Origin of the sequence: Paenibacillus sp. UASWS1643, assembly GCF_008693195.1 — a bacterium.
Classification (GTDB): domain Bacteria; phylum Bacillota; class Bacilli; order Paenibacillales; family Paenibacillaceae; genus Paenibacillus; species Paenibacillus amylolyticus_B.
On sequence record NZ_VXKZ01000112.1, the window covers coordinates 100,913 to 115,119 of the forward strand.

Annotated in this window: 6 protein-coding genes; all 6 read left to right on the forward strand. The window is 49.3% G+C overall.

What is annotated here, in order from left to right; genetic code table 11:
- Positions 1-23: 23 nt before the first annotated feature.
- Positions 24-944 carry a carbohydrate ABC transporter permease gene (locus tag FE296_RS19690; RefSeq protein ID WP_062837930.1) on the forward strand — a complete coding sequence of 307 codons (921 nt, stop codon included), beginning with the start codon at positions 24-26 and terminating at the stop codon, positions 942-944.
- Positions 945-980: 36 nt separating this feature from the next.
- On the forward strand, positions 981-3,335 hold the full coding sequence (locus FE296_RS19695) for a glycoside hydrolase family 3 N-terminal domain-containing protein (protein ID WP_124117761.1): 2,355 nt from the start codon (positions 981-983) through the stop codon (positions 3,333-3,335).
- Positions 3,336-3,339: 4 nt separating this feature from the next.
- On the forward strand, positions 3,340-6,537 hold the full coding sequence (locus tag FE296_RS19700) for an alpha-mannosidase (protein ID WP_124117534.1): 3,198 nt from the start codon (positions 3,340-3,342) through the stop codon (positions 6,535-6,537).
- 255 nt (positions 6,538-6,792) lie between these two features.
- The gene (locus FE296_RS19705) at positions 6,793-8,112 is read left to right on the forward strand and encodes a glycoside hydrolase family 125 protein (RefSeq protein WP_150366062.1); all 1,320 of its coding nucleotides are present in this window, start codon (positions 6,793-6,795) and stop codon (positions 8,110-8,112) included.
- On the forward strand, positions 8,109-11,288 hold the full coding sequence (locus tag FE296_RS19710; protein ID WP_150366063.1) for a beta-galactosidase: 3,180 nt from the start codon (positions 8,109-8,111) through the stop codon (positions 11,286-11,288). Before FE296_RS19705 ends, FE296_RS19710 begins: the two co-directional genes overlap by 4 nt.
- Complete coding sequence (locus FE296_RS19715) at positions 11,285-14,068, forward strand: alpha-mannosidase (RefSeq protein WP_150366064.1); 2,784 nt, start codon at positions 11,285-11,287, stop codon at positions 14,066-14,068. Before FE296_RS19710 ends, FE296_RS19715 begins: the two co-directional genes overlap by 4 nt.
- Positions 14,069-14,207: the final 139 nt, after the last annotated feature.

Sequence of the window (14,207 nt, forward strand, 5' to 3'; positions counted from 1 at the left end):
ACAAGGGAAAGGAGTGAACCACTATGGCTCAAGCAGGGCTTGTTAAAAAACGCGACTTCCACCACGTATCCAGCGGCTGGAACGTGATCATGAACATCATCGCTGGTCTATTCGCTCTGATCTGTGTATTTCCTTTTATATTTGTAGTTATTATCTCGTTTACAGACGAGAAAGCACTGGCCCGTGATGGGTATCGTCTGATTCCGGCAGAATGGAGTCTCGCGGCATATCAGTTTGTCTGGCAGAGTGGGGACACGCTGCTGCGTGCGTATGGAGTTACCATCCTGGTGACGGTACTTGGTACCATCATCAGTCTGATTCTCATGTCGCTGTATGCGTATGCGATTTCCCGCAAGAGCTTCAGATACCGGAGATTTTTCTCCATCTTTGCGATTCTGACCATGTTGTTCAACGGCGGGATGATCCCAACTTATATGGTCGTATCCCAGCTGCTTGGATTAAAAGATACGTTATGGGCACTGATTCTGCCGCTGGCGATGAATGCCTTCTATATTATGATTCTGCGTACATTCTACTCCACCAGTGTGCCGGATGCAGTCATTGAATCGGCGAAAATTGATGGTGCCGGAGAATTCTATACCTTTATGAAAATCGTAATTCCACTTTCCTTGCCGGGACTTGCAACCATCGGGTTGTTCAGTACACTCGGTTACTGGAATGATTGGTTTAATGCGCTGTTATACATTGATAATCCTAATCTGGTGCCGCTGCAATCCATGCTGATGCGGATTGAGTCGAGTATCCAGTTTATCCAGCAGAACTCTGCTAACAGTTCGATGAGTCTGGCAGCCATGCAGTCCATTCCGCAGGATACGTCCCGAATGGCAATGGTTGTGCTTGCCACGTTGCCAATTATATTCGCTTATCCGTTCTTCCAGCGTTATTTCGTACAGGGTCTGACGGTGGGCGCGGTCAAAGAATAATCGGATCAGGTTATAGGATTGGAGAGATGCAGATTGATGACTTATAAGGACCAGAGCAAATCCGTAGAGGAGCGGGTACAACACCTGCTTAGCCTGATGACTACGGAAGAAAAGGTAGGCCAACTTACGCAGCCATTTGGCTGGCAGACCTATACGAATGATCAAGGGAACATCACGTTAAGTGAATCCTTTAAACAGCAAGTGGAAAATGGGGGCATCGGCTCCCTCTATGGTGCACTTCGGGCAGACCCTTGGACTGGCGTTACGCTGGAAAATGGACTATCCGCCAAAGAAGGCGCTGAGGCGGTTAACCTGATTCAACGTTATGCGGTAGAGCATTCCAGACTGGGGATTCCCATTCTGATTGGGGAGGAGTGCTCGCATGGTCATATGGCCATTGACGGAACGGTCTATCCCGTTCCCCTTTTATTGGGGAGCACCTGGAATGTGGATCTGTACCGGGAGATGTGCCAGGCAGTAGCGAGGGAGACACGTGCTCAAGGTGGCGCGGTCACCTATTCTCCGGTACTGGATGTTGTGCGTGATCCGCGCTGGGGACGTACCGAGGAATGTTTCGGTGAAGATCCGTTTCTCATTGGAGAGCTGGCAGTTGCGTCCGTGGAAGGACTGCAGGGTGAAAGTCTTGACCGTGGAGATACAGTAGCGGCAACCCTGAAACATTTTGTCGGTTATGGCAGCTCGGAAGGTGGACGCAATGCAGGGCCTGTACATATGGGCTGGCGCGAACTGCTGGAAGTGGATCTGTATCCATTCCGCAAAGCGGTGGAAGCTGGCGCTGCGTCGATCATGCCAGCGTACAACGAAATTGATGGCACGCCTTGCACCGTGAATACGGAATTGCTGGAAGATGTTTTGCGTAAGGATTGGGGCTTTGACGGTCTGGTTATTACGGATTGTGGTGCGATCAACATGCTGGCAAGTGGGCATGATGTCGCAGCAGATGGAATGGAAGCTTCCGTACAGGCGATTGAGGCAGGCATCGATATGGAAATGTCTGGTGAGATGTTTGGGCAATATCTGGTGCAGGCGGTGGCAGAAGGCAAGCTTGATGTGCAGGTTCTGGATCAGGCTGTCTCTCGTGTGCTGGCCTTGAAGTTCAGACTGGGATTGTTCGAACAGCCTTACGTGGATGCCGATCGCGCAGCGCAGGTCATTGGCAGTGAAGCTCATGTTGAGTTGGCTCGACAATTGGCTGCGGAAGGTATTGTACTTCTCAAAAATGAGGCTGAAACGCTACCTCTATCGATAGCAAATGTGGGCCGGATTGCCGTCATTGGTCCCAATGCGGATCAGGCTTACAATCAACTGGGCGATTACACATCTCCGCAACCGAAGTCGAAAGTGGCGACGGTACTGGATGGGATTCGCAGTAAGCTTGCTAATCATGTGGATGGGCAAACGGAGAAGAGTTTTGTTGGTCCTTTGACTGGTGACAGCAGTACAGATCAGTTGTTATATGCACCAGGCTGCCGGATCAAAGGTGATTCGAAAGAAGGATTCGAGCGTGCCCTTGAAGTTGCCGGCCAGGCAGATACAGTCATTATGGTGGTTGGTGGCTCCAGTGCGCGTGACTTTGGAGAAGGAACGATCGATCTGAAAACGGGCGCTTCCAATGTCTCGGATAACTCATGGAACGATATGGAGTGTGGCGAAGGGATCGACCGGATGACGTTGGGTCTTGCCGGAGTACAGCTGGAACTCATTCAGGAAATTCACAAGCTCGGCAAGAAACTTGTAGTTGTTTACATTAATGGTCGTCCGATCACTGAACCTTGGGTAGATGAACATGCCGATGCAATTCTGGAGGCGTGGTATCCGGGTCAAGAGGGCGGTCGTGCCATTGCAGATATTCTATTCGGTGATGTGAATCCGTCAGGTAAATTGACGATCTCCATTCCAAAGCATGTCGGCCAATTACCGATCTATTATAACGGCAAACGTTCCCGAGGCAAGCGTTACCTCGAAGAGGATTTGGAGCCACGTTATGCATTTGGATACGGACTGAGTTATACCACATATGAGTACAGCGAACCGCAGCTGAGTGGTGCATCCATGACAGCGGGTGATTCAGTCACGGTATCTGTGAATGTGACCAACACTGGCCCTTATGCAGGTGCAGAAGTTGTACAGATGTATATCTCTGACGTGGTCAGCTCACTGACTCGTCCCGCCAAGGAACTGAAGGGGTTTGCAAAAGTTAACCTGGAGCCTGGAGAGACACAGACCGTGGAATTCCGAATCGGAGCCGAGCAACTGCAGTATATTGGTCGTGATTTGAAACCTGTCGTTGAACCGGGAAAATTCCATATTCATATCGGCAGCTGCGTTAACGATACGCAAATGGCCGAACTGACCGTAAGGGAGGCGTAAGACATTGGAACGTATCAGACGATTTATTCGCGAGTTGTCCGAACATCAGTGGTTGGAGCAATTACAGCTGCGTAGCTGGGACATTACCCGCGCTTATTATAATGTGCCAGGACAGTATGAGGATCATGGTGAGTACCCCGAAGGGCAAGATTTTGAGCGTTTTCCGAGCAAACAGGGAACGACTTATTTTTTTAGAACACGTTTGGAGATCCCTGCTACATGGCAGCAAGCACCTTATGGGCTTGTATTTGAGACAGGCGGAGAAGGTTTGCTTCGGGTAAATGGGCACTCTTATCAGGGCCTTGACCGCAATCATACCTACGTCACGCTTGATCCATCCAAAGTCGGAAACGCTCCAGAACTTGAGATTGAGATGTTTGACCCGGTACCTGAACCTGTGGACCCGTTGAATCAACAGGCGGTTATTCAGCCGCCGATCACATCAATTACGAGCCTGCTGGTGAGACCCAATGAAGCGGTTCGTAGTCTGATGTATACCGTCATTATTGTGCGTGATTCGGCTGTGTTGCTACCGGAAAGTGACTTTCGGCGGGTTCGCCTGTTAGAACTGGTGTATCGTGCGATGGATCAATTTGTAGGCATGTCAGCAGAAGAGATTGAGCAGGGAGAGGGTATTCGTCAGATTGAGAATAATCTGAAGCATCATGTGCGTGAGATTGGCGGAAACGCGGAAGGTCTGGAGCATATGGTGGGACAATCCCATATTGATATTGCCTGGCTGTGGCCTGTGCGCGAGACCGTACGTAAGACTAGCCGTACCTTCTCTACCGTGGATGCACTCATGAATGAATATCCTGACTATGCGTATTCGCAGAGCCAACCCTTGTTATATGCATTTTTGAAAGAGCATGACCCTGAGCTGTACGCGCGGGTGAAGCAGCGAATTGTAGAAGGTCGCTGGGAGCTGGTGGGCGGCATGTGGGTTGAGCCTGATCTGAACATCCCAAGCGGGGAGTCCCTGATTCGCCAGATGTTATATGGTCAGCGTTTCTATATGGAGGAGTTTGGCAAGACATCACAGATTGAATGGCTGCCGGATACATTCGGGTACTGTGCATCTCTGCCACAGATTTTGAAGCATGGCAATGTGGAATATTTCATGACAACAAAGCTCGGATGGAATGACACAAATGTGTTTCCATATGATCTCTTCCACTGGGTGGGCATTGATGGAACACCCATTCTGTCTTACCTCAATCATGGTGTTAACGAGCATACGTTGCCGAAGGACATTCATGATCACTGGCAGTCCTACCGTGAGAAAGCAGCGCATCCGGAGCATATGCTTCTATACGGACACGGAGATGGCGGCGGTGGCGTAACACGCGAGATGCTGGAGTATGTGGATCGCGCAGACCTGATGGTAGGTCAGCCTGCGAGCCGTTATAGCACAGCTGGAGCTTTCTTTGCCGGAATTGAAAAGGAGCAACCTGTACTTCCGAACTGGCATGGCGATCTGTATCTGGAGTTACATCGGGGAACCTACACGACCCATGCGCGCAATAAGCGCAACAACCGGAAAGCGGAAGTTCTATATCGTGAAGCTGAATTGTGGAATACACTCGCTCTGCCAGATATGGAGGCGGATACCGAAACTGAAGTGCGTTCAGCACTGCATGACGGCTGGAAATTAATTTTGCTGAATCAATTCCACGATATTATACCGGGATCGGCGATTACGGAATCCTACGTCACTTCGAATGAAGAATATGTACAGGTATTTGAATTGGGCAGAACCGGACTGGATCAAGGCATTGCAGCATTGACTACCGGTATCAACACAGAGGGACCGGAAGGTTCATTAGCCTATGTTGTATTCAACAGCCTGGGCTGGAAACGCAGTGCAGTTGTTCAATTGGCTGTGCAGGATAGCTTGGATCGTTACGGCATCGATGAAGAAGGCCAGCGCTTGCGGATGGATCGGGAGGATGGCAGTATGTCTATTCTCGTGACAGACATTCCGGCGTTTGGATATAAGACGATTTGGCTGGTACCGGAAAATACAAGGGAAACGAATGTACGGGAAATGACCACCCTTGCCGCACAACCAACCTTTAATGATACATGGGATACTGCCTTTTATCATGTGCAGTTCAATGAACGTGGGGAGATCACCCGTCTGTGGGATAAAACCGCAGAGCGTGAGATGTTGAAACCGGGTGAACGTGGCAATCAACTTCACTTCTTCCACGATCGCCCAACGCTCTGGGATGCATGGGATATCGACAGTCGTTATGAAGAGCAGATTGCTGGCGAAGTGGAACTGTTGGAGAAAAAGCTGGTGCTGGCGGGTACAACAAAGGATGTCCTGCGCTTCCGCTGGAAGCTACATCAATCGGAAATCACACAGGATATTGTCTTTTATCATGACTCACGACGAATTGACTTTCAGACACAGGTGAACTGGAACGAAAATCACAAACTTCTGAAAGTTGGTTTCCCGATTGATGTGGTGACCTCCAAGGCCACATTTGAAATTCCATTTGGCGCACTGGAACGTCCAACACATCGCAACACAAGCTGGGAACAAGCCCAGTATGAAGTCTGTGGACATCGCTTCGCGGATGTATCCGAATATGGATACGGCGTGAGCTTGCTCAATGATTGCAAGTACGGGTACGACGTGCAGGGAAGTACCATTCGTTTGTCCTTGCTTCGTGCACCAAAATGGCCTGATCGCACAGCCGATCTGGGAGAACATGAATTCACCTATTCGTTATATCCACACGATGGAGACTGGAGAACAGCACACACCGTACGTCAGGCCGCCGAACTGAATCATGAGGTGACGGTACAGCAAATGAAACAAGTGCAACAGACGGTGCAGGTACAACAGAGTGATCAAGTACAACATGGCGCAGGAGATGGCGACGATCCAACTCCAGATGTAACTGCTAATGCGGCACCTGTACGCCCGGCAACCGGAGCATGGATTAATTTTGATAGTAACCATGTCATTCTGGATACCGTCAAAATGGCAGAGGATGGACAAGGCACCGTCCTCCGTTTCTATGAATCGTCAGGCAAACGCGAACGCATCACATTGCAATGGCCACATGCCTTTGAGCAAGCCTATCACTCCAATGCCCTGGAAGAACCGGTCCAAAAACTGGCCCATACCCATGGTCAGATCACATTATCTTTTAAACCTTACGAAATACAAACCGTACTACTGCGGTAAACCTTTTTGAAATATTTTTGAGCTATACATGTTCAACCAAACATTTACACGATAACGGAGAGGACAGAAAGAATTCGAAGAAGCGAAGCGTTCGCCTTTATCCCCAGATTTTACCCTTTAGAAAAGGGAATCAAAAAAATCTGGGGATAACAGCGATCGGAGGATATTTCTGACCGCGCAGTGGTCCCGTGTAAATTTTATGTTTCATCCTGTATCGCTACACCATTCAATATGTTTAAGGAGTTGTACTCATCCATGGAACAGTTCAGATTACCGAAAATATCCATGCCACCTGTTGCTTTGCCACAATCCATTCAGGCCGTGCTCGAAGAAGCAGAACAGAAACTGGCTCACCGACCAAAGCTACTTCAATTATTCAAAAACTGCTTCCCCAACACCATTGAAACAACTACGAAGTTGATGGAGGACGGTACAACTTTTGTTATCACAGGAGATATTCCGGCTTCCTGGCTGCGTGATTCCGTGGAGCAGGTGGTACATTACATTCCGTTTGCAAAGGAAGACGAGGACCTGCAACGCATCATTGGCGGGCTGATCAAACGTCATATCCAGTATGTTCACATCGATCCATATGCCAATGCCTTCAATGAGACTGCTAACGACTGGCATTGGAACACTACGGACGAGACCGAGATGTCACCTTGGGTGTGGGAACGCAAATTTGAGATTGATTCATTATGTTTCGTTGTGCGCCTGGCCTATTTATATTGGAAGGAAACCGAGCTGACTGACATTTTCGATTCCAGTTTCAAGGCAGCGATGTGTAAAATCGTGGATTTGTTCAAAGTCGAACAGCATCACATGGAACAATCCCCATATCGCTTCACACGCAATAACGGTATCCCAACAGATTCCCTGCGCAATCACGGAAAGGGCATGCCAGTCAATTACACGGGTATGATCTGGTCCGGTTTCCGTTCCAGTGATGATGCGTGTGATTTCCACTACAATATCCCTGGCAACATGTTCGCGGTGGTAGCTCTGCGCCAAATGCAGGAGTTTGCCGAGTGGGTGTTCCGGGATATGGAACTTTTGCAGGAATTGAAGGATCTGGAGCAGGACGTAGATCACGGCATTCAGTTGTACGGTATTTATCGTCATCCGGAATTTGGACCGATCTATGCGTACGAGACGGACGGTTATGGCAACCACTGTCTCATGGACGATGCGGGTACACCGGGACTCATGTCCATTCCATATCTGGGTTACGTCACAGCGGATGATCCGATCTACCAAAATACCCGCCGCTTCGCTCTGAGCAAAGAGAACCCGTTCTATTATGAGGGTAAGGTTGCCAAAGGAATCGGTAGCCCGCACACACCACCAGATTACATCTGGCATATGGGATTGTCCATGCAAGGTCTGACTGCGCAGTCTGCCGAGGAGAAACTGGAGATTATTCGCATGCTCGAAGCGACAGATGCGGATACAGGTTATATGCATGAAGGCTTCCACGCTGATGATCCAACGATTTTTACACGAAAATGGTTTGCGTGGTCCAATAGTTTGTTCTCCCAGTTGGTCTATAAATCCATGAAGGATGGCCTGTTATGAGTATCCAACCTAATGATAAAAAGCTGATTATCTTCGCTGATCCTGCGTTTCCAATGGAAGGTGCTTTTCCAACCGAGCAGGCTCTGAATACATGGAAAGCAGTCAAAGAGATCACCGTTGTAAACGCCGAAGAACTCGCAGAGTCTTTGAAGACTACAGCAGGTGAAGGATGTCTGGTCAATCTGCATGCACCCTATTTTCCCAAGTCCGCCTGGACGGAGATTGCAGCTTACCTGCACCAGGGCGGAAGCCTGATTAGTGTGGGGGGCGCACCCTTTAAACGTCCGGTTCGATATGAGAATGGGGCATGGGTTGTAGAGTCCGAGCAGACTGCTTATCACCAGGAACTCTATATTCATGAGGCACTGAACGTATCTTCTGCCAATGTGCAATCGTACACTTCATCCGAACAGATACCGCTTCTCACTGGGAAAGAGGGGCTGTTCGAGAAGGCAGATACATGGAATCTGGTTCCACATACAACCAAAACAAGTGATCTGCCCCACCAGATGGGTTCATCCGGTCCCATGAGTACGCAGATTTATCCATTACTTCGTGGCATGAGCAAGGATGGACGTAGCATCGCCGCTCCGGTCGTTCTGTGGGAAAACTCCCGCGGGACTTTCGTTGGTTCACGATGGATATTTGTGCATCTGCCGCTGACCACCTCATTCTGGACGCAGGATGGCGCTGACGAGATGGTGAAGTGGGCGCAATTCTGTGCGCAAGGTGTAACTGAGTTATCCCTGAAAACGAATTATGCTTCGTATGAGCCAGATGAACGGGCTGTACTCACACTTCAAGGCCAGATTTTACAGCGAGCAGGCAATAGACTTACCGAGTCCGAGCTGTGGACGTTTGACATAACGGTCGAGCATGAGGATCGTATAAGTGGAACGACGGAGAAGGTATGGAGCCATCAACTGGAGATGGAACTTTCCGGTGAGCAGCGTTTCGAACGCATACTTCTCCCGGTTTCCATTGAAAGTGGGCTGTATCGGATCGTATGCCACGCGCAGGCACCTGACGGGGAAGTTCGGACTTTGCGTCAAGGCTTCTGGGGACAAGATGCAGCATTGCTGGCAGAAGGGGAAGTGATTACCCGCAGCAGAGATTATTTTGTAAAAGACGGACGTCCTCTGCCCGTTGTGGGCATGACCTACATGACCTCCGATGTCGCACGGAAATTTCTGTTTCTGCCGAATGCGGATGTTTGGGATCGAGACATGGCCCAGATGGCAAAAGCAGGAATCAACTGGATTCGGACGGGAATTTGGACCGCCTATCGCAACATGATGCAGGTGGACGGACATATGGCAGAGGATGTGCTTCGTGCCATTGATGCATTTATTTTAACGGCGAAGCGCCACGGCTTGCAGGTCACGTTCACTTTCTTCTCCTTTACACCGGAGACATGGGAAGGAGCGAATCCGTATTTGGACCCACAGAGTGTCGAAGCACAGAAACGTTTCATCCGCAGTATCGTCAGTCGTCACACGCATACAACACATGTGGACTGGGATCTGATTAATGAGCCATCCATGTTTGATCCGGTGCGCATCTTCTCAGCTGGTCCACGCTCGGCGAGGGATTCATATGAACAGCAAGCCTTTGTCGAATGGCTTCAGCAGCGGCATCAGACGATTGAAGCGTTGCAGGAGGCATGGAACATGTCACCGAAGCAGCTCCCCAATTTTGCAGCCGCGGTGATCCCGGAGGCAGAAGAGATTAACTTTGATGTACAGGACATGCACAAGGCCAAAAAAGGAACACGCTGGCTCGATTACTGTCTTTTCTCCATGGAAATGCACAATGTTTGGGCAAGAGAGCTTGTAGGTACGATCAAGGATCTGGTACCGGATCATCTGGTCACGGTGGGACAGGACGAAGCCCTTGGTGCACAGCGTCCTTCGCCATTCTTCTATGAACGAGAAGTGGATTATACAACCGTGCATTCCTGGTGGTTGAATGATGATCTGATCTGGGATGGCATTTTCGCTAAAACGCCACATAAGCCAAATCTCATCCAGGAGACGGGCATCATGTATGTGGAAACCCCGGATGGGCGAGCCAAACGTACGGAAGAAGAGCTTCGTGGCATTCTCGAACGCAAGTACGCCTATGCTTTCTCGACAGGCGGCGCAGGAGCGGTGCAATGGATATGGAACACTAACTTTTATATGGATAATGCCAATGAGTCTCATATCGGAGCCTTGCGTGCAGATGGTACGGAGAAACCGGAGGCGGATGTATCTTATGATTTCGGCCGATTCATGCATGGCATTCGTGATCTCTTTGAAGACCGTGAGCTGGAGGATATTGCAGTGGTGTTCCCGTATTCCAATGACTTCTCCAACCGTGCCCTGGCCTATGATGCTACTACGAAGCTTACTCGCGTGATGTCCTATGATTTGAAACTGCCATTCTGTGCGTTATCCGAATATCATTTGGAAGCGTTGGGGCAGCAACCACCGAAACTGATTATCGTACCGAGTCCGCACAATATGGACAGCGATGCACTTCAACAATTGCTCACGTTTGCGGAGAAGGAAGGTACAAGTCTGCTCATCACTGGACCACTGGGGCTGGATGCATACTGGAAGGCAACTGACCGGGCAGATCATATCGTAGGCAAACGCAGTCTGGGTAACGTGCAGCGGGAAGAACTGCTGAATATTAATGGCGTGAATCACCGGGTGACCTATGGACGGCGTCGTATCGCCGAGGTGGCAAAGGAAACTTTACTTTACAGGGATAATGGTACACCAGATGAAGTACACGTGCTGCCTTTGGGCAAAGGGAAATTAATCTGGACTCCACTGCCGCTCGAGTTAAATGGACGGGACGAGCCACTTGCTGAATTGTATCGTTATGCAACCGAGATTTCGGGCATCGGACAGGAGTTGGAATGGATATCTGGCGGAGATATCGCAGGGATCTACGGCCGGAAGCTGAGTTTTCCAAAAGGAAATCTGTATGTATTTGTATCGGAGTTTGCCTTGAACCATGAAGTTCATGTGAGAGATCAACGTACAGGTGTATCGTACTCGTTCCATTTGGAGAAAAATCGTTCGGTGCTGTTTGCGACTGATGCTTCCGGAAAGCTGACTGCGGTGTATCGCCCTGATGAGGTTGAGATTGAACAACAAGATGAAAGAGGTGGGATCACACGATGACCAAGAAGAAGAGAGCACATATTATTTCGCATACCCACTGGGATCGGGAATGGTACTTGCCGTATGAGAAGCATCATATGCGACTCATTCAGCTCGTCGATTCACTGTTGGATCAGCTTGATGAGGGATCGGACTATAAAAGCTTTTATTTGGATGGACAAACGATTATCATCGAAGATTATCTTCAGGTTCGCCCGGAGCAGAAGGAACGACTGGAGAAACATATCCGCAATGGACGGATTGTGATTGGACCATGGTACATTTTGCAGGATGCGTTTCTAACGAGTGGAGAAGCCAATGTGCGCAACATGCAGGTTGGACATAAGGATGCCAAACGTTACGGCACCCCTTCGAAAATTGGTTACTTTCCCGATACATTTGGATTGGTCGGACAGACCCCGCAGCTGATGCAGCAATCAGGCATTGATAATGTGTTCTTTGGACGTGGCGTGAAGCCTACGGGATTTAATAATACGGTTTCGGATGCCGGATATGAATCAAGCTTCTCGGAGCTGATGTGGGAAGGGCCAGACGGATCGAAAGTGCTCGGCGTATTGTTTGCCAACTGGTATTCCAACGGGAATGAAGTTCCAGTAGATGAGGCTTCAGCCCGCAAGTTCTGGGAAACCAAGCTTGCTGACGCAGAGAAATATGCATCCACCAATGAGTTGTTATACATGAACGGATGTGATCATCAGCCGATTCAGCGAGACCTGCCGGAAGCGATTCGTATGGCTGAGCAATTATATCCTGATATCGAGTTCGTTCACTCGAACTTTCCAGATTATCTGACTGCCCTGAGAGCATCGGCTGAACATGAGTTGTCCACGGTCAAAGGAGAACTGCGCAGCCAGCGTACCGATGGCTGGGGAACTCTGGTGAACACGGCCTCGGCTCGTGTGTATCTGAAACAGATGAACCAACTGGGCCAGACCATGCTGGAAAAAGTGGCCGAACCACTGGCATCCTCTGCCTATCTGCTTGGTCATGCTTATCCACATGATCAACTGACGTATGCCTGGAAAACGCTGATGCAAAATCACCCGCATGACAGCATCTGTGGATGCAGTGTGGATGAGGTGCACCGTGAGATGGTAACACGGTTTGATAAGAGCCGTCATGTAGCAGAGGCATTGATTGAGGAGAGCACCAGCCAGATTGCCGCAGCCGTGGATACCTCCATATTTGCACGTTATGGCGAGCAGGCTCGACCTGTTGTGGTGTTTAATACAACGGGTTGGGAACGCAGCGGTGTGGTTCAGATGGAACTGGACGCGGCTCGGTTGTATTTCCGGGATGGATATACATTGGAAGAGATGGCGACGCAGATGAAAGCCGTTGATCTGTTGGATCGCATACTTGTAGATGAAGATGGTAACCACATTCCATGTACCGTGGAGGATCTGGGTCTGCAATTTGGCTATGATCTGCCGGATGACCGTTTCCGCCAGCCGTATAGCTGTCGACGAGTTCGCATTCGTTTTGAAACAGAGAATGTAGCTGCATTTGGCCTGAAAACCTATGCATTGGTCAACTTTGCGGATGATGCTAAGAGTGATACTCCGTCAAAAACGACTACGCTGTTGCGTGGTGAACGTGGCATGGAAAATCAACATATGATCGTCACGATTGCAGACAACGGTTCATTCACACTCACGGATAAACGAACAGGCCGGACTTACAAGGACCTTGGCGTGTACGAAAATGTAGGCGATATTGGTAATGAATACATGTTCAAGCAACCAGAGAATGAAGTAGCATTGACAACACAAGCGCTTCAGGCTGAGATTCGGGTATTAGAAGATACATCATACTCAGCCTCGATCGAGGTAATTCATCAATGGGAAATACCGGAGTCAGCGGATGAGATGCTGGATCAGGAACAGCGAGAACTAATTTATTATCCACATCGCAAAGCCCAGCGTTCAACTAAAATGGTTCCGCTCCAGATTCGCACGGTTGTATCCCTCAGTCGTAATGGAAAAGGAGTACAAATGGAAACAACCTTCAACAATCAGGCGAAGGATCATCGGGTACGTGCTCTTTTCCCAACGGATCTCGTATCTGCTGTTCATCATGTGGATTCCATGTTCGAAATTGCAACACGTGATAACAAGCCTGCACCGGAGTGGCAAAATCCAAGCAATACACAGCATCAACAGAGTTTTGTAGATGTAAGTGAACAAAACGCAGGATTGGTCGTTGCCAATCTGGGCCTGAATGAATATGAAGTCCTTCAGGATGGTCGCAATACTATTGCGGTTACGCTGCTTCGTGCTGTGGGTGAACTTGGAGACTGGGGCTTGTTCCCGACACCTGAAGCACAATGCCTTGGTGAACATACGTTTAAAATCGAGATCATTCCGCATGATGGCAATGGTGCAGCGTCAGGTGCATATATTGAGGCGTATCAGTTCCAGGTTCCTTGGACGCTGGCACAGACTGAAGTACACCCGGGTTATCTGACACCTAGCAACACACCGTTTGCATGGCAAGGAGACGGTTTAGCATTTTCTTCACTCAAGGTAAATGAGGATTCCGGTGATGTGATGCTCCGCTGGTTCAATATGACCACCGAATCTGCCACGTTGAAGCTTGCAACATCACAAGTGATTCCACAGCCATTCGAAACGGCATACAAAAGCAACATCCTGGAGGAAGAGGGCGAAATGCTTCATTCCCACAACATAGAAGAGGCGTCGACATTATCATTTGCCAGCAAGGAATGGAACATACAGACAGGTTCATGCGAGATCGTTACTGTCGGCTTGCGCCGCTGATAGTAGTTGTTTAAAGAGTCAAAAAACAGACTTTTGAACACACACTAAAAGGTACAGGACTGCAAGTGTGCTCTATACTAGGCATTACGTACGGTGGTGGAAGGGTTACGCTATTTACCAGATGTATCTGTTGAGTTAT

Bases quoted from the DNA above. Each gene is read 5' to 3' on its own strand.
- FE296_RS19690 (WP_062837930.1), top strand. From the start codon at position 24: ATGGCTCAAGCAGGGCTTGTTAAAAAACGCGACTTCCACCACGTATCC.
- FE296_RS19695 (WP_124117761.1), top strand. From the start codon at position 981: ATGACTTATAAGGACCAGAGCAAATCCGTAGAGGAGCGGGTACAACAC.
- FE296_RS19710 (WP_150366063.1), top strand. From the start codon at position 8,109: ATGAGTATCCAACCTAATGATAAAAAGCTGATTATCTTCGCTGATCCT.
- FE296_RS19705 (WP_150366062.1), top strand. From the start codon at position 6,793: ATGGAACAGTTCAGATTACCGAAAATATCCATGCCACCTGTTGCTTTG.
- FE296_RS19715 (WP_150366064.1), top strand. From the start codon at position 11,285: ATGACCAAGAAGAAGAGAGCACATATTATTTCGCATACCCACTGGGAT.